At 43.9% G+C, this 22,397-nt stretch carries 21 protein-coding genes; 7 read left to right on the top strand and 14 right to left on the bottom strand.

The genetic code is table 11. The annotated features are described in order from the left end of the window. Positions 1-27: 27 nt before the first annotated feature. Positions 28-1,368: a M48 family metalloprotease gene (locus ACYUCY_RS15100; protein ID WP_460227350.1), complete on the bottom strand. Its 1,341-nt coding sequence runs from the start codon at positions 1,366-1,368 to the stop codon at positions 28-30. 157 nt (positions 1,369-1,525) lie between these two features. On the opposite strand from ACYUCY_RS15100, the gene ACYUCY_RS15095 reads away from it, so the two are divergent. From ACYUCY_RS15095 to ACYUCY_RS15085, 3 genes are read left to right on the top strand one after another with little or no spacing between them, the layout of a single operon-like run. Next, positions 1,526-2,008, top strand: coding sequence for a DUF4265 domain-containing protein (locus ACYUCY_RS15095; protein ID WP_460227349.1), 483 nt, complete (start codon positions 1,526-1,528; stop codon positions 2,006-2,008). A gap of 54 nt (positions 2,009-2,062) precedes the next feature. Next, the gene (gene yaaA / locus ACYUCY_RS15090) at positions 2,063-2,833 is read left to right on the top strand and encodes a peroxide stress protein YaaA (RefSeq protein WP_460227348.1); all 771 of its coding nucleotides are present in this window, start codon (positions 2,063-2,065) and stop codon (positions 2,831-2,833) included. A gap of 14 nt (positions 2,834-2,847) precedes the next feature. After that, entirely contained in the window at positions 2,848-3,456 is a 609-nt protein-coding gene (locus ACYUCY_RS15085; protein ID WP_460227347.1) for a DUF938 domain-containing protein, read from the top strand. On the opposite strand, the gene ACYUCY_RS15080 is transcribed toward ACYUCY_RS15085, so the two are convergent. The 4 genes from ACYUCY_RS15080 to ubiA form a co-directional block, all read right to left on the bottom strand. After that, positions 3,453-4,622, bottom strand: a complete 1,170-nt coding sequence (locus ACYUCY_RS15080; protein WP_460227346.1) for a GNAT family N-acetyltransferase — start codon at positions 4,620-4,622, stop codon at positions 3,453-3,455. The genes ACYUCY_RS15085 and ACYUCY_RS15080 overlap by 4 nt on opposite strands. Before the next feature lie 50 nt (positions 4,623-4,672). Next, positions 4,673-5,962 carry a phosphate regulon sensor histidine kinase PhoR gene (phoR, locus tag ACYUCY_RS15075; protein ID WP_460227345.1) on the bottom strand — a complete coding sequence of 430 codons (1,290 nt, stop codon included), beginning with the start codon at positions 5,960-5,962 and terminating at the stop codon, positions 4,673-4,675. 105 nt (positions 5,963-6,067) lie between these two features. Then, on the bottom strand, positions 6,068-6,772 hold the full coding sequence (phoB, locus tag ACYUCY_RS15070) for a phosphate regulon transcriptional regulator PhoB (RefSeq protein ID WP_460227344.1): 705 nt from the start codon (positions 6,770-6,772) through the stop codon (positions 6,068-6,070). 136 nt (positions 6,773-6,908) lie between these two features. Next, positions 6,909-7,778, bottom strand: coding sequence for a 4-hydroxybenzoate octaprenyltransferase (gene ubiA, locus ACYUCY_RS15065; protein ID WP_460227343.1), 870 nt, complete (start codon positions 7,776-7,778; stop codon positions 6,909-6,911). A 218-nt stretch (positions 7,779-7,996) separates the two neighbouring features. Here ubiA and ACYUCY_RS15060 point away from each other — a divergent pair, with 218 nt between their 5' ends. Next, positions 7,997-9,286, top strand: a complete 1,290-nt coding sequence (locus ACYUCY_RS15060) for a dicarboxylate/amino acid:cation symporter (protein WP_460227342.1) — start codon at positions 7,997-7,999, stop codon at positions 9,284-9,286. Between the two features lie 74 nt (positions 9,287-9,360). On the opposite strand, the gene ACYUCY_RS15055 is transcribed toward ACYUCY_RS15060, so the two are convergent. The 3 genes from ACYUCY_RS15055 to ACYUCY_RS15045 form a co-directional block, all read right to left on the bottom strand. After that, on the bottom strand, positions 9,361-10,749 hold the full coding sequence (locus ACYUCY_RS15055) for an HDOD domain-containing protein (protein ID WP_460227341.1): 1,389 nt from the start codon (positions 10,747-10,749) through the stop codon (positions 9,361-9,363). 161 nt (positions 10,750-10,910) lie between these two features. After that, positions 10,911-13,004 (bottom strand): ATP-dependent DNA helicase RecG, encoded by a 2,094-nt coding sequence (recG, locus tag ACYUCY_RS15050; protein ID WP_460227340.1) that lies wholly within the window; start codon positions 13,002-13,004, stop codon positions 10,911-10,913. A 48-nt stretch (positions 13,005-13,052) separates the two neighbouring features. Beyond that, positions 13,053-13,970, bottom strand: coding sequence for a hydrogen peroxide-inducible genes activator (locus ACYUCY_RS15045; RefSeq protein WP_460227339.1), 918 nt, complete (start codon positions 13,968-13,970; stop codon positions 13,053-13,055). Positions 13,971-14,081: 111 nt separating this feature from the next. Here ACYUCY_RS15045 and ACYUCY_RS15040 point away from each other — a divergent pair, with 111 nt between their 5' ends. After that, complete coding sequence (locus ACYUCY_RS15040) at positions 14,082-15,002, top strand: sugar nucleotide-binding protein (RefSeq protein WP_460227394.1); 921 nt, start codon at positions 14,082-14,084, stop codon at positions 15,000-15,002. On the opposite strand, the gene ACYUCY_RS15035 is transcribed toward ACYUCY_RS15040, so the two are convergent. The 5 genes from ACYUCY_RS15035 to ACYUCY_RS15015 all read right to left on the bottom strand — a co-directional run bounded on the left by ACYUCY_RS15035 (position 14,995) and on the right by ACYUCY_RS15015 (position 19,619). Further along, positions 14,995-15,378: a RidA family protein gene (locus ACYUCY_RS15035; protein ID WP_460227338.1), complete on the bottom strand. Its 384-nt coding sequence runs from the start codon at positions 15,376-15,378 to the stop codon at positions 14,995-14,997. The two genes, ACYUCY_RS15040 and ACYUCY_RS15035, sit on opposite strands and share 8 nt — an antisense overlap. A 41-nt stretch (positions 15,379-15,419) precedes the next feature. Further along, positions 15,420-17,537: a bifunctional GTP diphosphokinase/guanosine-3',5'-bis pyrophosphate 3'-pyrophosphohydrolase gene (spoT, locus tag ACYUCY_RS15030; RefSeq protein WP_460227337.1), complete on the bottom strand. Its 2,118-nt coding sequence runs from the start codon at positions 17,535-17,537 to the stop codon at positions 15,420-15,422. 68 nt (positions 17,538-17,605) lie between these two features. Then, positions 17,606-17,860, bottom strand: coding sequence for a DNA-directed RNA polymerase subunit omega (gene rpoZ, locus ACYUCY_RS15025; protein ID WP_460227336.1), 255 nt, complete (start codon positions 17,858-17,860; stop codon positions 17,606-17,608). Between the two features lie 240 nt (positions 17,861-18,100). After that, positions 18,101-18,742: a guanylate kinase gene (gene gmk, locus ACYUCY_RS15020; RefSeq protein WP_460227335.1), complete on the bottom strand. Its 642-nt coding sequence runs from the start codon at positions 18,740-18,742 to the stop codon at positions 18,101-18,103. A 22-nt stretch (positions 18,743-18,764) separates the two neighbouring features. Continuing rightward, on the bottom strand, positions 18,765-19,619 hold the full coding sequence (locus tag ACYUCY_RS15015) for a YicC/YloC family endoribonuclease (RefSeq protein WP_460227334.1): 855 nt from the start codon (positions 19,617-19,619) through the stop codon (positions 18,765-18,767). A 248-nt stretch (positions 19,620-19,867) separates the two neighbouring features. Here ACYUCY_RS15015 and rph point away from each other — a divergent pair, with 248 nt between their 5' ends. Beyond that, positions 19,868-20,590: a ribonuclease PH gene (rph, locus tag ACYUCY_RS15010; RefSeq protein ID WP_460227333.1), complete on the top strand. Its 723-nt coding sequence runs from the start codon at positions 19,868-19,870 to the stop codon at positions 20,588-20,590. A gap of 37 nt (positions 20,591-20,627) precedes the next feature. Here the strand turns inward: rph and ACYUCY_RS15005 are convergent, their stop codons facing one another. Then, positions 20,628-21,410 (bottom strand): exodeoxyribonuclease III, encoded by a 783-nt coding sequence (locus ACYUCY_RS15005; protein ID WP_460227332.1) that lies wholly within the window; start codon positions 21,408-21,410, stop codon positions 20,628-20,630. Positions 21,411-21,738: 328 nt separating this feature from the next. On the opposite strand from ACYUCY_RS15005, the gene pyrE reads away from it, so the two are divergent. After that, positions 21,739-22,383 carry an orotate phosphoribosyltransferase gene (pyrE, locus tag ACYUCY_RS15000; protein ID WP_460227331.1) on the top strand — a complete coding sequence of 215 codons (645 nt, stop codon included), beginning with the start codon at positions 21,739-21,741 and terminating at the stop codon, positions 22,381-22,383. Positions 22,384-22,397 lie beyond the last annotated feature (14 nt).

Below are 22,397 nucleotides of genomic sequence, written 5' to 3'. Positions count from 1 at the left end.
TTTTACAGAATGTTTATCGCTGCGTACCTACTGATTAGTAGTTTGTGTAGTTATGCCTAACTGTTCCAATTCCTTTGTCGCTGCTTGACCAATATCTCCCCCTGCTGCTACAGCAATCTGAAAATATTGAATAGCCTTCGCCCTTTGTCCCAAGCCGAGATTAGCGTGCCCTAACATAAAATTTGTCACGGGCGTATCAAGTAATTTTTGGCTGGCGAGCAGATCTTTTTCAGCACTAGAAAAATCATTTAGCTTTAACTGAATAACACCTCTGGCGAGCAGAGGACTAAAGTATTCGGGATAAATCGAAACCGCTTGATTGAGCGCTGCTAGTGCTTCTTTGGGTTTATTTTGTAAATCAAGAATTTGCGCTTTCGTTTCCCAAAATAAATTTTCTTTCGGTTGGGCTTTTATCGCCTGCTCGTTTAGGGTAAGCGCTTTATCAAAATTATTATTCTTTATTTCGCTGATGGCTTGTTGGTGTAATTGATAGGCTGGCTGATCGTTGCGAATTTTAGCTGTAGCATTCTGAAAGGCTTTTACATTGCGAACGCCGCCGCGATCTTTGAGTTTTTCTGCACGCTCACGATTTAATTTAACACGCTCTTGCGAAGGCGGGTGACTGGCGAATAATCCAGAAATAAAATCACTTTGGCGGCCTTCACTCAGGCGCACAAACACCTCTTGCAACTCAACGGCACCCTGTGGATCGTAACCCGCATTAACCATGTAGTTCATACCGTATCTGTCTGAGTCCAATTCATCCTGGCGCCCATAGCGTGCTTGCCATGCAGCAGCAGTAATTCCAACAGTGGATGCGATGAGCTCGCCGTAGGGCGACTGTTGCGAAGACTGTGTGACAACCTGAGTGCCGAGGCCTATTACTGAAGCCTGAGTCATTTGCAATGCGCCATGGCGTGCAGCAGCGTGAACAATCTCGTGACCTAAAACCGCTGCTAGTTGTGATTCGTCTTCTAGGTATAAGAGCAGCCCACGATTAATTGCAATTTTTCCCCCCGGTAAAGCCCAAGCATTGGGTACGTCATTATTCAAAACCACAAATTCGTAAGGTAATTGCGGGCGGTCGCTGACTTTTGCTAATTTCTGTCCTATTTGTGAAACGTAAACGGATAATTCTGGGTCTACGACATACCGCCCGCCCTGAACTTGCTGGCTGGGTTGATAATTTTGTCGACCAATGGCAACCTCTTGTTCCGCCGAGACAAGGCTAAATTCATTTTCTCCCGTCACCGGATTGACCGAACAGCTGCTAATAATCACCGACAGCATTATCACTGTAAAAGTAACAAGGCTACGCGAGTTACCTTGGCGGTATTTGGTTGTTGTGCTGGGGAAGAATTTAAACAAAATCTACTCCTCTTGCTCTTGTATAGAGTCAGTTGGCATAAATAGCCTTGTTGAATACATCACAGAGTTACTTGGTGTCAGCGATTCTAAAGTAAACAGGCTGTTGATCTCTACCTCAGAATAGAACTTTTAAGAAACATTTCACGGTAATAAAAATATGCAGGCACTACAGGTCATTGAGTTAGTCGCGGGTTACGATCCGCAAGGCCAAGCTGTAATCGAACGTTTACAAATAAAAATCACCGATGACGATGCTTGTCAGCTGGTAAAGTCACCCGCGTTTATTAAAGGTATAGCGAGCGGTGACGTCATCAAGCTGGATCCAGAAGATGGTAAATTTGAAATCATTCAGCGTGGCGGCAATCTTTCTATTCGGATATTTTGTCGCGGTGATGTGCTCAGTTTGAGCGAGCAGTTGACACCGCAGCTCGAAAAACTCGGTGGTGATTTGGATTTGGAAACGGAGCGGATGCTGGTGTATTCAATCCATGTAAGCTGTGGATTTAAGATGATTGAAGATATATTAAATAAACACGTTGGTGAGAATACACAAAGCGCTTGGCAATACGGTAACGTCTATGATCCAAGCGATGGAACCACACCTTTAAACTGGTGGAACGAAATTTTGTCGCCGGAATAAAAATTCTTGTTAATAAAATGAAAGCAATACACATCGCAAAATAAAGGATACTGAATGTTAATCGTCATTTCTCCGGCAAAGACCCTCGATTTTGAAAGCAAAGCGAAGACCAAGCGTCATACATTACCGGAATTTATTCCACAATCTAAGCAACTGATAAAAGAATTAAAGCAACTGAGCCCCGCTAAGGTGTCTGCATTAATGGGTATTAGCGATAAATTGGGAGTGCTCAACTACGATCGATTTCAATCCTGGACGCCAAACTTTACTGAAGACAATGCAAAACAAGCCATTTTAGCGTTTAAAGGCGATGTGTATACGGGCTTAGAAGCGGAGAGTTTTAACGCTGAAAATTTTAATTTTGCGCAAAAGCATTTGCGTATTCTCTCTGGTCTGTATGGCTTACTGCGACCCTTAGATTTGATGCAAGCCTATCGACTAGAAATGGGTACTAAATTCAAAACCAAACACGGCAATAATCTTTATGAATTTTGGGGCGATACGCTTACCGAAGCACTAAACAAAGATTTGCAAGCCACTAAAAGCAAGACGTTTATCAATTTAGCCTCAAACGAATATTTCAAAGCCGTTAAGCCCGCGGCTCTTGATGCAGAGGCCATTAGTCCAGTGTTTAAGGACTGGAAAAATGGCGATTACAAAATAATAAGCTTCTTCGCTAAAAAAGCACGGGGGTTAATGAGCGCTTATATCATTCGCAATAAAATCAAAAATGCAGATGATATTTTGTCTTTTGATTTAGAAGGCTACCATCTAAGTAAAAAACACTCATCGGATAACAAGCCGGTATTTATTCGAAAAATGTAAACACTTTCTCGTAGATGAATAAAATGAACAAGCCCTTTTCACAAGCCTGCGAAAACAATAAACAGGCAATCTTCGATATTTTGTCGAGAGTGTTTGCAGATAGAAATCAGGTACTAGAGATTGGCAGCGGCACGGGCCAACACGCTGTGTTTTTTGCGGAGCGTTTGCCCCACCTCATTTGGCAAACGAGCGACTTACAGGAAAATCACGCAGGCATTCAGCAATGGATAGCCGAGAAAAATTTAGCCAACCTCAAAGCACCCTTCGACTTAAATGTGGAACAACTACCTTGGCCAATTGAAACTAAAGATGCTGTTTTTTCTGCAAATACTTTACACATTATGTCTTGGCAGAACGTAGAGCATTTCTTTATGGGCTTAGATCAGGCCCTCGGAGTAAAGGGTAAGTTAGCCGTTTACGGGCCTTTTAATTATCAAGGTGAATTTACCAGCGATAGCAATCGTCAGTTTGATGCTTGGTTAAAACAGCGAGGATCACACCAAGGCATTCGTGATTTTGAGGCCGTCGATAGATTGGCCAAAAATATTGGTTTAGTGTTAAAGGAAGATAATGCGATGCCAGCTAATAATAGGCTGCTCGTTTGGCAAAAACATAACCCTTAGTTAGCCTTGTGTTTAAATGGTAAATAAGACTTTGCATCTTCGAAATAACTAAGCGTTCCCTTTCTTTCCTGAACTAGAAACTGATTGATCGCAGAACGAAATTCGGGGTGGGCTATCCAGTGATTTGAATAGGTTATCGTCGGTGTAAAGCCGCGTTGAATTTTGTGCTCGCCCTGTGCCCCCGGATCGAATCGCGACAAGCCTTTCTCAATTGCAAAGTTGATTCCTTGGTAATAACACGCCTCAAAGTGTAAACATTCAAATTCCTGTTGGCAGCCCCAATAACGGCCGTACAGCGTGTCGCCACCGATAAAAAAAAGAGAGGCGGCGACCAAGCTGTTCTGGTGATAAGCGGTAACCATCATTATTTGCGATGGCATAGTGTTAGCTAATAGGGAAAAAAACTTTTCGTTTAAATAACCTTGTCTGCCGCTGCGTTTAAAATAAGTGAAATGATAGAACTGGTAAAATTGCTGCCACTCATCAGCACTGATTTCTTCACCACATTTTGTTTGCAGCATAAGTCCTTGATCTGCCACTCGCTTGCGTTCTTTATTGAGATTTTTTCGTTTTCTTGAGTTAAAACTAGCGAGAAACTCCTCAAAACTCGCATAATTTTGATTTAGCCAATGAAACTGACAACCAATGCGCGAGCTAATTTCATGCTCACGCAAATATTCATTTAATTCTTGTTCCGGAAATAAGCAATGCCAAGAGGACGCATTTAGGCGAGATGCTTCGGACTTAATAGCCGAGGTTGCTATACTGACGAGATGGTTGAGATCATAACTTTTATCGAAAAGTACGCGTGGGCCCGTAGCGGGCGTAAAAGGAATGCAAGAAATTAGCTTTGGATAGTAATCTATGCCGTGCTGATGATAGGCGTCAGCCCAAGACCAATCGAAAACATATTCGCCGTAGGAATGGGCTTTTATATATAGCGGAATAATCGCAATAATTTTTGCCGGGTTTTCAGCCGTTTGTTCGATAACAATATGATGTGGCGTCCATCCCGTTGCCTTACTGGTTGCACCAGAATGTTCAAGTGCCCAAATAAATTCATAACGCAAAAAAGGATAGTCATTATCGCGCAAAATATCCCATGAGGCTTTATCGATATCGTCGATAGAATCGACAAATTTAATCACCAAGCCTGCGTTAGACAATGAGCTTCCTATGGTTTTTAAAATTAAGAGGTTTTGAATTGTATAAGAGACTAATCAGAAACTAAACGACTTAAAGGAAACAAACAGGTAAAGCAGCTGCCTTTTCCTGGCTCGCTATCGATATGAAGGGTGCCATCGTGACGCAGCAGCACATGCTTAACAATAGCCAAACCAAGCCCTGTTCCGCCAGTATTAATCGAACGGCTTGCGTCGACCCGGTAAAAGCGTTCGGTGAGTCGAGATAAATGAATATCATCGATGCCAATACCATTGTCGACAACCTCTACCTCTATTCCCTCTTCACCGACACGCACATTGATTTGGATATCGGTACCGGGGGGAGAATATTTAATAGCATTGATAACCAAGTTTGAAACAGCGCTATGCAATTCCTTTTGATTTCCTTTCATCAAAATTTTTGGGTCACAGTCTGCGCTGACTTGATATTTATGTTTACCGACGACTTCTGCTTCGCTCTTAACAGCATTAACTAATTGGGCTAAATTTACCGTCGTCTGATTGCCTTGAGTATCTTCAGTTTCTAAGCGAGACAAGGTAATCAAATCGTTAACCAGTAAATTCATACGATCGGTTTGTTGTTGAATTTGTACAATTGGTTTTTCCCAAGTTGGAGCTACCTCGCCGGCATGGTCCGCTAAGGTTTCTACATAGCCTTTTATGACCGTAAGTGGTGTACGCATTTCATGAGAAACATTGGCGACAAAGTCTTTGCGCATTTTTTCTAAACGATAAATACGGGTGATGTCGCGCAGTAAGACAAGGCGTTCACCGTGACCATAGTGGGTTATCTGAATCTGTAAACGCTTGGCTTTGTGTTGAGGCGAGGGAATTTCAAATGGTAAGCGGTAATCTTGATTTTCGTAATACTCAATAAATTGTGGATCGCGAATAAAATTCACCAAAGGGGTTTGTAAATCACCGGACTGGAAGGCGAGTAGTTCACTGGCATTGTCATTCCACCAAGTCATACAACCGCGGGAGTCTAAAAGTATTACGCCGTCAGGAAGTGCCGCCACCGTTTCTTGAACCCGCGTTAAGACCGCTTGTAGCCTCAAGGCTTCTCGTTCTCGGCGTCTTTGTAGATGATAGATTCGGTCAAAAATATCACCCCATATCCCGCTGGCGTCAGGTGGTAGACCTGGTTCGCGAGCGATAATCCAGCGATCTAAGCGAAAGATTTGCCATAGGGTCCAGCCCATGTAAATGGCGCCGCCGGCAATGAGCGTCCAGGCCAAATAACCGTTGATTAGGCCAAAGCCAATACAGAGACCGGTTAATATGATGACTCGCCGAATCTCGGTCGCAAACCCTCTATGCAAAACATTGCGCCTTTAAAAATTGTAAAAATTGACCACCCGAAAGAATAGGTAAGACACTAAACTCGGGTTTAGTAAGCGGTGCGCATTAAAGCAAATTTATCCCTGCTATGCAGAAAGAGGCATCTTGGTGGAAAACCGATAGCCCGCGCCGCGGACAGTTTGAATGTATCGTTCGTGTCCATCAAGGGCTAAGGCTTTACGCAGGCGGCGAATATGCACGTCGACCGTGCGTTCTTCAACATACACATTCCCCCCCCATACGTGGTCGAGGAGTTGAGAACGTGTATAAACCCGTTCTTGGTGAGTGAGAAAGAACTCTAGCAGGCGATATTCTGTCGGCCCGATCTGAATCGGGTGACTATGAATACTGACGCGATGGCTTGCAGGGTCCAAGCAGAGGCCGTTTACCTGTAAGGGCTCACTCTCTTCCTGGCCCCCAGCTCGTCTTAGCACGGCCTTTAATCGGGCGACTAGTTCGCGGGGTGAGAAAGGTTTGGTGATGTAATCGTCTGCTCCGACCTCAAGGCCTTGAATCTTATTATCTTCTTCGCCCTTTGCGGTGAGCATGATGATGGGGATCTTGGCGGTGACTTCTTCGCGTTTGAGACGACGAGCCAATTCTATTCCGCTTGTGTGGGGCAACATCCAATCGAGAAGGATTAGGTCCGGTAGGCTATCGACGATAATGCTGTGCGCATCTTGTGCGTTGCTAGCTTCGAGACAGTTGTAGTCTGCCATCTCTAAGGCTATTCGCAGCATATCTCGAATAGCGGTTTCATCGTCAACAATGAGTATTGTTTTATCTGCCATATTAGGAAATTTCCTGAAAGCCCTAGATTAACCAAGGTTGATACAGAGCTTCACTTGGTTACTGAATGGTTTCCATTTAATAAAGAGACTGTTACAAGTTTATGACAATTTCAAAATCGTGCGCGATCTTCATTGATTAAGAAAAATAGAAATTTGCCACCAGCCCCAAAAAGATGACTAATCCTACCCAATTGTTATTGAGAAATGCCCGGAAACAATCTTTTGGATGGCGAAATTTAATGAGATATTGCTGGTAAGCAAAGAAAAGCCCAGCAACCACAAGGCCTAGGAAGTAATAGAGCCCTAACTCGAAGCGGACACCGGCCATCACTAGCGCTAATAGGGTGATGGCCTGTAAAAGGCCAGTTATGAGGCGGTCGTTGCTGCCAAATAAGATTGCCGTGGATTTTATTCCCACTTTAAGATCATCTTTTCGATCAACCATCGCATAAAAGGTGTCATAAGCAACAGTCCAAAGCAGGTTAGCGATGTAAATCAGCCAGATCTCGTTTGGTAATTCCCCAGTTTGTGCAGCGTAAGCCATTGGAATACCAAATGAAAAAGCGGCGCCAAGCACTACCTGCGGTAGATGGGTATGGCGTTTCATGAAGGGATAGCAAACCGCCAAGGCGATCGCACCAAAGGACAACTTGATAGTGAGTTCATTGGTCATTAATACCAAGGCAAATGCCACCGCAGTTAACAGCGCGAACAAACAAATTGCTTCTACGCTCGATACCCGTCCGGTCACCAAGGGGCGATTACGGGTTCTTTCGACATGACCGTCTAATTTTCTATCAGCAAAATCATTAATCACACAGCCCGCAGCTCGCATAAAAAAAGTGCCGAGCACAAAAATGACTAGTACTTTGATGTTGGGTTTGCCACTGCTCGCAATCCATAAACCCCATAAGGTAGGCCACAAAAGCAACAATGTACCGATGGGCTTATCAAGGCGCATTAGTTGCAGATAGGCAACAAACTTTGAGGTCTTTGCAGTAGTCATTAGTAGCGTTTGTCCCCATGAAAAAAGAATTGGATTAAATGGCGGGAATTAATTTGGGAGGCACTATAGCACTTTAGGTAAATTCACCAAAAACTCGAGTTAATTTCCAGCATCGCTTGTACTTATCTACCATTTTGACCTAAGGTCGGCGCATAAGATTAGAATGATCGAATCCACAATAATAATCGATTCAATAAGTTGAACCATCGGAGCCTGACATGAAGAAATTCCCCCTGCACTGGCAAATTCTCTCGGCGATTGTTTTGGCCTTTATTATTGGCGGTATTACCACGGAAGAAACCATGGTGCTTGGTGTTTCTACCTTTAGCGTGTTTGATTTTATCGGTAAGTTATTTCTCAATGGTTTGAAAATGATCATCGTTCCCTTAGTTTTGTCGTCGATTATTTGTGGCGTCGCTGGGATGGGCAGCGGCGAAGGTATTGGCCGCATTGGTGGTAAAACGCTGGGCTTTTATTTGGCGTCGAGTTTTGTTGCGATCATGATCGGACTATTCGTCGTAAATATTTTACAGCCTGGTGTTATTGATGGAGAACCAGCGGGTGATCGTTTAGAGCTAGTACCAGCTGAAGAAGTTGCCGCAGAAATTGCTCGCGCTGATGGCCGAGGTGTTGGTGATATCGTCCAAGTATTTTTGCGTATGGTTCCGCCGAATATTGTTCAAGCAGCTGCAGACGGCCAAATGTTAGGTTTAATATTTTTCGGCATGTTGTTTGGTTTTTATATGATGCGAATTAAAGGCAACCATAAACAAACGCTTTACGATTTTTGGCAAGCGGTATTTGAAACCATGATGTCCATCACCATGTTCATCATGAAATTTGCACCGATTGGGGTTTTTGGTTTAGTCGCAAAAACTATTTCAATTACCGGGCTAGAAGCATTAAAAATAATGTTTATGTTTTTTATTACCGTTGTAATTGCGCTAACACTACATGCGTTTGTAGCCTTGCCCTTAGTTTTAAAATACGTAGCGAAGGTTAGTCCTTTAAAACATTACCGCGCAATGGCGCCGGCCTTGCTTACCGCATTTTCTACGGCAAGTTCGTCAGGCACTTTACCGCTAACAATGGAGTGTGTTGAGAAAAATGCAGGAGTATCCAATCGCACCACTTCTTTTGTTTTGCCCTTAGGCGCAACGATCAATATGGATGGCACGGCGCTTTATGAATGCGTCGCGGTAATTTTTATTGCGCAAGCTTATGGGGGTGATTTATCGCTGGCGACGCAGTTTACGGTCGTGCTTGTTGCGTTGTTAACATCAATAGGCGTTGCGGGAATTCCCGCCGCGAGTTTAGTTGCCATCATGGTCATCATGACAGTGTTGGAATTGCCTTTGGAGCTTGTTGGCTTGTTAATGGTAACGGATCGCCTTTTAGACATGATGCGAACGGCGGTCAACGTATTTAGCGATAGTTGCTGCGCTGTAGTTATTGCAAAGTCTGAAGGCGAAGAAAATGTGTTAACGGCAGCGCCAGCTTCAGTCTAAATAAAGGGGCTTTAATTTGAAGAGCCAAACTAAGTAGTTTGGCTCTAGAATCTTATTTCCAATCAAGGGGAGTGCTAAGTATTTAATTGTTGTGTAATCAGGCTCAGATCATCTTTCGCTTTCATTACTTCAACAACAGCATTTTCTGCTAGTTCAGGATCAAGCCCCAAGCTTGTGTAAATAGCTTCTGGAATTTCTACTTTTGGCCCGGATCCAATTCCATAATCACGCAATTTAGCTTTTGCAATAAAAAGCAACTTTGCATATTCATTATGTTCGCCTTTAAATTGAGGAATACTTTGATAGCGTAACGCTGTTGATACTTCGCTAGGCATCTGCCAAGTCATCATCAGCCATCCAGCCAATTGTTCACGAGTCACATTCATGATGTGTTGCTCAATAGCATTGACGGGCACATGAGGATTAACTTCTATATAGCGATTTAATAATTCAAACTGTGGCGGGAAAATTTCCGCAAGAATCAAAAAGCCAAAATTATTTAACAGTCCAGACAAATAGGACATTCCAAAACTCGGACGTCTTTCTTTCGGAATGGCAGTTACTAAACTCTCTATCGTTGCGGCGGTAAAAACCGCGTCCTGCCAATAGGTATTTACGCCGTTGGGATAATCTTTGGGAAATTTGAGCGTTTTTCCTAAAGCTAAACCCAAGGCTAAATTCAACACCATATCAAAGCCCAATACGCGAACGATGGCATCGTGAATGGATTTAATTTTACCGGGCGCAGAATAATAGGGTGATGCCGCCCAACTAACGACTTGCGCGGCAAGGCTGGGATCGGTTTCAACGATATTTGATAGATCACTGATGTCAGCGTTAGGGTCGGCGCGTAATTGAATAATACGCTGTGCCGTCGCAGGTAGTGGCGGCAACTCCAGCGTTTCTTCGAGCCGTTGTTGGATTCGTAAACTGGTGAATGATTTTACTGCGCTAAAAATTTCTGATTCATCATCGGAGGACAAAGGTCCAACCAAATCGTCGATTGGGATACAAAAATTTAAGGGCGTAGAACTACTCACCACCTGTTGGAAATCACTTTGATCTATTTCCAACAATTGGCCGTTGATACCGGAATCGAGAAGTAGTGATTGAGCGTTAAACAGATGTTCATCTACGACTGTCGGAAAACCACCGAGGCTAGGTAATGCAGGGACGGTTTCAAGTTGGTGTTGTTTGTAGAAAGACTGCAAATCTTCAGCCGTAGCCGCACGCAGTTGGCGAACCAATTGCTGATTTAAGCTGGCTAAGTCCAAAAGGCAGTTTGAAGGGTATAGTACCTGGACTTTGCCTAAGCCATCACGCAACAACACCGAACGCACGGTTGTTTTCGGATCTGTTATTGGGTGGGAATCAAGATCAAGATTTTGCACGGTAAGTTCGGCAATGTTGTAGCGGACATTTTGTAGATCCAATATATTCTTAACGCTTGTCGGTAGCGGCATGAAAATCTCCTTTGCCTTACAATAACTGATACAGCCGGTTAATAAGCAATCACTTACGAAGTCGTTAGATGAGTGCTGTATTAAGTGTAGTTGAGAAAAGGAGAGGTCAAAGAATTTTCAGCGATTGACTTCGACCATCTAGCTAGGTTTTTAAACTTTGCTTAAACGTCGCCGTACTCAGTATTCGAGCCGATCCATCGATTGATAATTTGCGTGGATATTTTGGGTAGCTTGATGATGGTTTGGGCGCTGCGCCGAACCGGTGTTAGTAGGCTGGCATCTCTTTGCAGATCAGCGATTCGAAAGCGCATTTCGCCGGTTTGACGGGTACCTAAAACTTCACCGGGACCTCGAATTTCCAGGTCTTTCTCGGCGATGACAAAGCCGTCAGTGCTTTCTCTCATTACCCGCAATCGGGCTTTGGCTGTTTGTGACAATGGCCCACCATAGAGGAGCACGCAGTGACTCTCGGTGCGGCCCCGCCCCACTCGGCCACGTAATTGATGTAATTGAGCCAAGCCCAACCTTTCTGGATTTTCGATAATCATTAAGCTGGCATTAGGAACATCCACCCCTACTTCGATCACCGTGGTTGCCACCAGCAAATCGATTTTGCCCGACTTGAAGTCAGCCATAATAGCCTCTTTTTCTTGGCTTTTAATTCGTCCATGCAGTAGCGCTACTGATACTGCGGGTAAGGCTTCACTAAGTGCGGCCGCGGTGACTTCAGCAGCTTGAGCTTCAAGTACATCGGATTCCTCAATCAACGTGCAGACCCAATAGGCCTGCCGGCCTGATAAGCAGGCCTGATTGACTCGTTCAATAATTTGCTCGCGTCGGCTTTGGTTAATCAATACTGTCTCGACAGGCGTTCGACCCGGGGGTAATTCGTCGATCACGGAACAATCGAGGTCAGCATAAGCGCTCATCGCTAAGGTTCTTGGGATAGGAGTCGCCGTCATAATGAGTTGATGGGGGTGGATTTGATCAGTGTCGATACCTTTCTGGCGCAGTGTTAAACGTTGGTGGACACCAAAGCGATGTTGCTCATCGATCACGACCAAGGCCAAGCGAGCGAATTCCACGTCTGTTTGAATCAACGCATGGGTACCGATAACAATGTTCGCTTCGCCAGATTGAATGGCTTTGAGTTGTTCCCGTTTTTCTGCCGCTTTTTGTTTACCGGTGAGCAAAGCCACGTTGATGTCGAGATGCGAAAACCAAGCGTTAAAATTAATCCGATGTTGTTCAGCCAAAATTTCTGTCGGCGCCATGATGGCAACTTGGCCACCACTATTTACGGTTTGTAAGGCTGCCATTGCAGCGACAAGCGTTTTTCCTGAACCGACGTCACCTTGTACCAGACGCAACATGGGGTGATCCTTATGCAAGTCTTGGTAAATTTCGTTGATTACGTGGTTTTGTGCATTGGTAAGCTTGAAGGGTAAAGCGCTAAGAAATCGATGTTCTATTTCTTTGTTTCTGCCAATTGCCAAGGCCCGCGCACTTTGCACACGAGATCGGTTTTTTAACAGACTGAGATGATGTGCGAGTAACTCTTCGAAGGCTAAGCGTTGTTGGTACGGATGTTCGCCGGCAAGCAATAAATCTACACGCACTGTTTTCGGCGGAGAATGCAAAAAACATAAGGTCGTTAATAAGTCGTGATGATCCAGTGCTTGTAAAATTTCTGCAGGCAAAAGCTCAGGTAAATTTTCTGCCGATGCTTTTTTTAAGCTTTGTTGAACGAGACTTCGTAGGCGTGCTTGTGTAAGACCTTCTGTCGCCGGATAAATTGGCGTTAAGGTTTCCTCGAGTAATAGATCGCTGTCACCTGAAAGCAATTTATATTCGGGATGATAAATTTCTAAACCCGATGCACCACGGCGAACTTCGCCGTAACAACGTAATTTACTTCCGGTAGTGAGCTGTTGCTTTTGAGCATTGGAAAAATAATAAAAACGTAAAGTGATGATACCAGTAGAGTCTTGTAATACGCAGACCATGCTTCTACGTTTTCCAAAGACGATTTCACAGCCGCGAATTTCTCCTTCAATTACCGCTTCCATATGTGGCTTTAAAGCGCCGAGGGCAGTGACTTTGGTGCGATCTTGATAACGCAGTGGCAGGTGAAAAACCAAATCTTGTAGATTTAATAAATTTAGTTTCTTTAATTTTTCTGACAGGCTTGCGCCAACACCTTTTAATACGGTGATGGGAATATCTTGCAGGAGGGTTGCGTTAGAAGCGGACATAACGTCTACGTAAATCTGATAGGCGTAGAATTTCGACGAGCACGAGAACTATATATGTAGACTTAATTGGCACTGCTGAATCGCTTTTCTCAACATGTCGATGGCTTTTAAACGCGGATAACTGGCTCGCCAAGCCAACGCGACGGTACGTTTTGGTACTGGTTCGCAAAAAGGTCTCGTGGTTAATAAATTCTCAGCGTACTGGCTAGTGAGTGCAGCACTTTTGGGTAATACCGTAATACCTAACCCGGACACTACCATGTGTTTTAACGTTTCCAAAGAGCTGCCTTCTGAAGCCGTACGAACATGTTTCTTTGATTCTAGCGACGGTTCTAAATTCGGACAGGTTTCAAGTACCTGATCTCGAAAACAATGGCCCTCACCCAGTAGCAACACATTATGTTGATTAATATCTTCAGGCTTGACACATTTTTTTTCTGCTAAGGCGTGATTGTGAGGCATCAAGACGACGAAAGGTTCATCATAGAGCGCTTGAGTAACGACATCGGCCTCGGTAAACGGTAGAGAAATAATGATCGCGTCCAATTCGCCGTTGCGCAGCCGAGTTCGTAGGGTCGCGGTATAGCTTTCCTCCACATATAAAGGCATATCGGTTGCGAGTTTTTGCAGTTCAGGAATAAATTTTGGAAATAAATATGGGCCAATGGTAAAAATTGCACCGACCTGCAATGGACTGTTTAGCTGATCTTTGCCGGAGCTGGCAATGTCTTTAATCGCTGAAGTTTGTTCAAGAACGAGCTGTGCTTGTTTGATAATTTGTTCGCCAAGAGGCGTAGGGTGAACTCGTGACTTGGTTCTTTCAAAAATTGCTACACCTAACTCATCTTCCAACTTTTTAACCGCGATGCTCAACGTGGGCTGAGAAACGAAACATCTTTCTGCGGCTCGGCCGAAATGCTGCTCGCGCGCGAGAGTGACAATATAACGTAATTCTGTCAGAGTCATGATTAAATCCAATTACTGTTAAGTGCGAAGGCCTTAGTTTATCAAGGCGCTGTCGATTGCTTATCCGTTACTAAGTAAACTCTTCTAAAACTAAAATGTGAAATTAGCGTGATGATAACAAAGCTTTTGCTACTTGGCTGCGGTGATATTGCAATTCGTTTATCTAAGGCCCTATCAAGCGAAGATATTCAGTGTTTTGGAATGCGTCGAGACATTACCAAACTACCCGAACATATCACAGGAATTGAGCAAGATTTTTCGTCGCCGCAGGGTTTAACGACGCAAATCAATCAAGGTTTTGATATTGTCGTCATGACGCTGGTTCCTGCAGATCGAAGTGAAAGCGCTTATCACCAAATCTATGTTGATGGTTTAGAGCGCATCATGACCGCCATGGAAGAAGCAACGTACTTGCCAAAATTGGTAATATTCGTGTCGAGCACGAGCGTCTATGCACAGAACCATGGTGAGTGGGTTTCTGAACAATCGCCCACAGAGCCAACGCGTTATAGTGGGCAAGCAATAGCATCTGCAGAGGCGAGAATTTCCCGTAGCACTTTGCCTAGTTGTGTTGTGAGATTTTCTGGGATTTATGGGCCGGGCCGCTGCCGTTTGATTCAGCAAGTGATAGACGGCGATCGCGGTGAAAAGGATCTTGGATACAGCAATCGAATTCATGCTGACGACTGTGCGGGCGTTCTTGCCCATTTAATTAAAAGGCACACTAAGTGCGAACCTTTAGAAAAATTATATTTAGCAACGGATAGCGAACCGGTAAAGCTAAAAGAAGTAAAGCAATGGTTAGCAAACGTTATGGGGTTAAATTCACCCCCCGTTAATTCGAAAAGCAAGTTAGCAAGTGATCAGAAAAGCTATCCGCAAAATAAAAACAACTTTGATAACAGCTACAGAAACAACAAGCGTTGTAGTAATAAACAGCTGCTAAATTCTGGGTATCAATTCCGCTATCCGACTTTTAGAGAAGGCTACACCGAGTTACTGAAAGAAGATGGCCTTCTGAAAGTCAAATAACCATAATCGCGTCGGCCTCAACCTCTGCAGCTTTGGGCAATTCATTAACCCCGATTGCTGCACGCGCTGGGTAAGGTTCCTGAAAATATTCAGCCATAACTTCGTTTACAACTGGGAAATTACTCAGATCTGTCAAAAATATATTTAATTTTACTATGTCTTTTAATGAGCCATTTGCTGCTTCACAAACTGCACTTAAATTTTTAAATACTTGATGGGCTTGTGCTTTAAATCCGCCATCAACGATAGTCATAGACTTAGGGTCCAAGGGAATTTGACCAGACAAATATACGGTATTATTAACTTTAACCGCTTGTGAATAAGTGCCGATGGCTGCAGGCGCATCGTCGGTGTGAATAATAGCTTTATTAGTCATAACAAATTCCATTCAAGAATAAATAAAAATAATAATAGAGGTTAATTTTTTGCGCGGGTAATGCGAATGACGGAGCCCATTATACGAATGCGTCGCATAATATTGGCAAGATGAATACGGCTAGTAACACCGAGGCAGAGATTAATGACAGTGTTGTGAGCATCGCGTTCATCGACATTAATCTGCTCGATGCTTGCACCTTGTTCGCTAATACGTGTTGCTAAAGATGCAATGATGCCTCGTTCTGATTCAACTTCTACACGAACGTCTACTAAAAATTCCCCACTAACCGATGGCGCCCAGTTTACATGACTTATTTTTTCCGGATTATTGCGAATTTCAGATATGTTGTGGCAATTGTCTTGATGAATTACTAAGCCTTTCCCGGCACTAATATGACCTAATATAGGATCGCCTGGAATTGGCCGGCAGCAACGTGCGAAGCTGACAATCATTCCTTCCGTGGAATCTATCGTAAGAGGTGAGTAAATATTTGCAGAATTTTCATTTTCGTCGCTGGTTTTAGGTAGTAATAATTTTGCGATAGCATAAGCAATACGATTACCGAGGCCAATATCTTCAAGGATTTCATCCAGGGATTCGGCATTTGTTTCTTTTAATAATCCTGCTACTTGTTCTTCAGTTAATTTTTCGATACTGCTGCCATCGTTAGATAGTGCTCGGTTCAATATGCGATGACCGAGCTCAATCGACTGAGTGTGCAATTGATTTTTTAAGAAATGGCGAATGCCACTACGTGCTTTACCAGTGGTAACAAAGTTCAACCAATTATGATTAGGTTGTGCACTCGGAGAAGTAATTATTTTTACACGCTGCCCGCTTTCTAGTGCTTGCGATAAAGGCGCCAGTCTATCGTTTATTCGACAGGCTACACAGCTGTTACCAACATCGGTATGTACTGCATAAGCAAAATCGACCGGCGTTGCCCCTGCAGGTAATTCAACGATTCTCCCCTTCGGTGTAAACACATAAACCTCATCAGGAAATAAATCGATTTTTACATTTTCAATAAACTCTAAAGAATTTCCTGCACGTTGTTGCATTTCCAACAAACCTTGAACCCATTGCCGCGCTCTCGCTTGGCTACCCGTTACGGCATCATTGGTGTCTGATTTATATAGCCAATGCGCAGCGATACCACTGTTAGCCATCTCATCCATTTCTTTGGTGCGAATTTGCACTTCGATAGGCACACCATGCATGCCGACTAATACAGTGTGCAAGGATTGATAACCATTGGATTTCGGAATGGCAATATAATCTTTAAATTCACTAATGACTGGTTTGTATAAATTGTGGATCGCCCCAAGCACGCGATAACAGGTATCGACAGAATCAACAATAATCCTGAAGGCGTAGACATCCATAATTTCTTTAAAAGATTTTTTCTTCGCGCGCATTTTTTGGTAAATGCTAAACAAATGTTTTTCACGACCAATGACGAGAGCGGTAATGCCGTCTCTATCCATACGCAATTCTATTGCCCGTTGAATTTTCTCAACTAATTCTTTGCGATTACCTCGAACTGTATTGAGGGCTGCTTGCAAACGTTGTGCGCGCAAAGGATACAGGGCTGTGAAGCCCCTATTCTCATATTCGATACGCATATCGTTCATACCGAGTCGATGCGCTATGGGGGCGTAAATCTCGATAGTTTCTTTGGCGATGCGTCGCTTTTTGTCTGAGTTTAAGGAACCCAACGTGCGCATATTGTGCAGGCGATCGGCGAGCTTGACGAGGATGACACGGATGTCTTTCGCCATCGCCATCGCCATCTTTTGAAAGTTTTCTGCCTGCTTTTCGGCTTGAGTCTCTGCTTCGAACTGGGTGAGTTTGCTGACCCCATCGACGAGATTGGCAACGGTGGCGCCAAATTGTTCGGCCAGGGCTTTTTTACTGATGCCAGTATCTTCAATAACATCATGGAGCATCGCTGCCATGAGGCTTTGATGATCCATATGAATTGCCGAAAGAATATTAGCGACAGCAAGAGGATGGGTAACGTAGGGTTCGCCGCTGCGGCGGAATTGGCCATCGTGAGCTTGTTCGGCGTAATAGTAGGCCCGTCGCACCTGATCAATCTGTGAGGGCTCTAGGTAGGACGACAGTCGATGACCGAGTGCGTCGATGGTTTGCAACGTTCCCTCCAAAGGGGGTGAATGCGATCACGACGTCGCATTCAATGATTCGCGAAGCTGCTTACTGCTTATTCAGCTTCGAAGTCGTGATGTGGGCTCGGTTCAATTTCTTCAACTTCGTCAGGTTGATTGAGAACCTCGTCATCAATCAAACCAGCACTTATTTCACGCAAAGCGATAACGGTTGGTTTGTCGTTTTCACGAGGAACCATGGGTTCCTTACCGCCAGTAGCGATTTGACGTGCTCTTTTGCTGCCCACGATAACTAAGTCAAATCGGTTATCAACATGCTCTAAACAATCTTCAACGGTAATGCGTGCCATAGTTACTTTCCAATAGTTGCTTTTGCTTTCAGTATTTGGAGTTAAATTCCAAAACAGATCAATGTTATGTCGTATTTAATTCTTCCTGAACCAGCCTAAAACCCTTAATAAATTTCCCGTTTTTGCACTTTCATTTGCAAGAGAAGGCCCGGGTAAGGACGGTTAAAGGCGCCGAGGAGAATATTTTGGCCAATTATGCACCAGAAATTTGGGGCCGGCCAGTTTACGCAAAACCTTTGACTAGGACAACAAATCTTTAAGAAGATCCTGCTGAGTAATTTGCTGCTGATTCAAGCTTAGCCTATTAGCGAGGATGATGGACCTAAACTCGTTGAGTGCGGTTTCAAAATCGTCGTTTATTACGATGAAATCGCTCTCGACATAGTGAGTCATTTCTTCAGTTGCCTCCGCCATACGCGCATCAATGATGCTCTGATCATCTTGTCCCCTTTCGGTAAGCCGATTCCGAAGCGAGGTTTGTGAGGGCGGAAGAATGAAGATACTGATGGTATTGGGCAATTGCTTGCGCACTTGTTGCGCTCCTTGCCAGTCGATTTCCAAAATCACATCTTTACCTGACTTCAACGCGCAGTCTACCCATTCTTTAGACGTGCCGTAAAAATTGCCAAACACCAGAGCGTGTTCAAGAAATGCCGTCTTTTGTAGCATATCGTCGAAAACACTCTTTGATACAAAATGATAATTCACACCATCTTCTTCGCGCGGGCGACTAGGACGGGTGGTGTGAGAAATTGAGACGCAAATATCGGGAGTTGATTTAATTAACTCGCGCACTAAGCTGGTTTTTCCTGCGCCGGACGGTGCTGAAACTGTGTATAAAATTCCAGGGCGGACCGGGGTTTTAGTTTGAGAAGTCGACATAACAATTGGCTTTTACTTTAAGTTATTCAATATTTTGGATCTGTTCGCGCATTTGCTCAACTAAAATTTTCAATTCGACAGCTGATTGCGTGGTATCGGTTGCTATTGATTTGGATGATAGTGTATTTGCTTCGCGGTTTAGTTCCTGCATTAAAAAATCTAATCGTCTGCCAATTGGACCTGATCGTTGTAAGGTGTGACGTACTTCAGTGACATGTGTGAGCAAGCGATCGATTTCCTCATCGACATCGGCTTTCTGTGCGTAGAATACTAATTCTTGTTCCAGCCTATCTTGATTTAGCTCCTCTTTTACCGCTTCAATTCGCGCAATTAATTTGTTTCTTTGTGCGTCCATAATTGCTGGCAAGTTCTTTTTGGTCGCCGCGACTTCAACTTCAATTGCCGCCAAGCGTTGCTCTATCAAGGATGATAGTTCTTTCCCTTCACGTGCACGATGTTCAATTAACTGATTCAGCGCTTCTTCAAACAAAGGCAAAGCAACTTGTTGCAACTGAGCGCTATCAACTTTTTGTCCGCTTAGCACACCGGGCCAACGTAAAATATCAACTGCGCTTACCGGTGCCGCATCATAAAGCTTACTGTTTATTTGTTTTATACAAATACTCAATTGCTCGACGAGATTTTCATCAATGTTGGTGGATATCTTTTCGTCTGCATCCAAATTTATATTGGCGACAATTTCAATCTTTCCGCGTTGTATTTTTTTTCTTAATGCATTTCTTAATTCCGTTTCAAGTGGTCGCAATAATTCAGGTAATTTGAAATGAGGCTCAAGATAGCGATGATTAACGCTTCGCAACTCCCAACTGATGGTGCCCCAAGTCTCTGTAGCTTCTTGGCGCGCGAAGCCCGTCATACTGCATACCATAAAGATCTTCCCCTTAGGTTATTTCAAATAGCTATTTCTAAAAATTCGCAAATCGAAAACATGCGTCACTTGGTGATGGCTTGGCAGTTTACTACTGCGAATTTACTATACAAATTAAATTCGATACTTCTAGCAATAGTAACACAGCAAGACATTCGCATCGGCTATAATCCCCCGCAGATTTCAACACTAGAATGCTGAATTATTCACTTATCCCTAACGATTAAGGACTCACAATGCAACGACCGAGCGGAAGAAAAGCTGACCAATTGCGCGATATTAAATTGACTCGAAACTACACCAAACATGCCGAAGGCTCGGTTTTGGTTGAGTTTGGTGATACTAAAGTCATCTGTACGGCGAGTGTTGAAGCCAGCGTTCCACGCTTTTTGAGAGGCGAAGGCCGCGGCTGGATAACGGCGGAATACGGCATGCTGCCAAGATCGACGGGAACACGCATGGGTAGAGAAGCTGCCAGAGGCAAACAGGGTGGTCGTACGGTAGAAATTCAGCGCCTAATTGGTCGGTCTTTGCGTGCCGCAATCGATCTTTCCGCCTTGGGAGAAAACACCATCACTTTGGATTGTGATGTTATTCAAGCCGATGGTGGTACTCGCACAGCATCTATAACCGGCGCTTGTGTTGCGCTCGCCGAAGCGATTCAAGTGATCCGCGAGCGAGATAAAAAAATAACGGTTGACCCGATCAAGCGTATGATAGCGTCAGTCTCTGTTGGTTTGTATAAGGGCGAGCCGGTACTTGATCTCGATTACGCAGAAGACTCAACTGCAGATACCGACATGAATGTGGTACTGGGAAACGATGGTGGAATAATTGAAATTCAAGGAACGGCTGAAGGTGAGCCATTTTCTCAGGAGCAATTTGATAAAATGTTAGCGCTGGCTAAGAAAGGTATTGGCGAGTTATATCTTTTACAAGCTCAAGCTTTGAATAACTAGAAAAATAAATTACTAATCTGCACTGAGTCGTCTGGAATTAAAAAACTCCAGGGGGCTCGATGTCGTAATCAATAATAACCGGCAAATGACTAGAGAAAGATTGGGTTTTATAAATTGCGGCGTATTCGACACGATTCTTTAGCTCGTTGGACACCACTTGGAAATCGGTTCGCCACCCATCTTGATCACCAACAGTGCCGCTTGGCCACCAAGTAAATTCATCTTTATCTTTATTCACTTGACGAAATGCGTCGACGTATCCCAGTTCACTGAACAGCTGATTCATCCACAACCTTTCGTTATCGAGAAATCCCGGTCGATTTTCATTTTGATGTGAGTTTTGTACATCGATAGATGAGGGCGCTATCGCCCAATTTCCGCAAAAAATAAAGTTTCTACGCTTGCGACTAATTTTGTGTAGGTGCGCTTGGAGGTCATCAAAAAATTTCATTTTGATGTCTGCTGAGTCAGGCTCGTCGGTAATTTGTGGCGCTAACAAAGAGCCGACACTTAAGCGATCGAAGTCTGCTTGTATGTATCGGCCTTCCATATCGACGCCGCTAGAAAAACCTAAACCGTATATGAGAGCCTTAGGCTGCTCGCGAGTATAAATACCGACACCATAGGCGTCATCGATTCCAGAGTCGAAAAAATAACTGTTATAGCCTTCAATTTGAAAAGGGGGCTCTTCCAATTTATACGCGGGCAGGCGCAAGTCTTGAACACAAATAATGTCAGCATCTTGTGAATCTAGCCATTTATAAAACCCTCGCTCAGTCGCTTGCTTAACGCCATCGACACTGAGATTAATTATTCTCATGTTCGCCCCTTAATTACAGAGTGTGTATGATACCCACTTTACGGCTTTTTGTTAGTACTCCCGCCCGATTTGTATTGCAATGAATGTTCCTTACAGTCAGAAACAGCCCGATAAAATTAAGCCACGTTGACGCTTCAGTTGGCTTTTCATATTGTCGTTTTCATTGGCGATGGTTTGATTAATTATTCATCGGCTGCAATTTATTCGGCTGGTGGTTTTAATTCTATCGCGGCGGAACCCAAGCTTTGGGGTTTTAAAACAGATCCTTTAACCATCATTATTGGATCTTGCCCCGTATTTAAAGTTAGATCAAAGTAGGAACATTGTCATGCAAGACTATCAGCGCGACTTTCTTCGCTTAGCCATTAATCACAGCGCACTAAAGTTTGGTTCGTATACCTTAAAGTCAGGCCGCACTAGCCCATATTTTTTTAATGCGGGATTATTTAATTCTGGTGCGGCCTTGGCCGAGCTGGGACGTCACTATGCTGCTGCTTTGGTAGATTCTGGGCTCGAATACGACATGCTATTTGGGCCTGCGTACAAAGGTATCCCTTTAGTTTCAACGACCGCAGTAGCACTTTCCGATAAATTTGGCATTGATAAACCATATGGTTTTAATCGTAAAGAGGCGAAAGATCACGGTGAAGGTGGATCTTTAGTCGGCGCCCCAATGGTTGGCAAAGTCTTAATTGTAGATGACGTGATTACGGCGGGAACGGCGATCAGGGAAGTTATTGCGTTAATAAAAGCAAACGGCGCTGAACCTGCAGGAGTGTTGATTGGTCTAAACCGCCAAGAGCGTGGACAGGGCCTTTTGTCGGCTTTACAAGAAATTGAGCGAGATTTTTCACTTCCTGTGATCAGTATTGCGGCGGTAGACCATATAATCGCCTATCTTAATGAAGTTGACCAAGACCTGGAGACGATGGAAGACATTCGTGCCTATCGAAATCGTTATGGCGTTGAATAACCGCGTTAAATTTA

This window comes from Aurantivibrio infirmus, from assembly GCF_054767315.1.
Note: the sequence above shows the minus strand (reverse complement) of the source record. Positions and strands in the feature narration are given on the sequence as shown.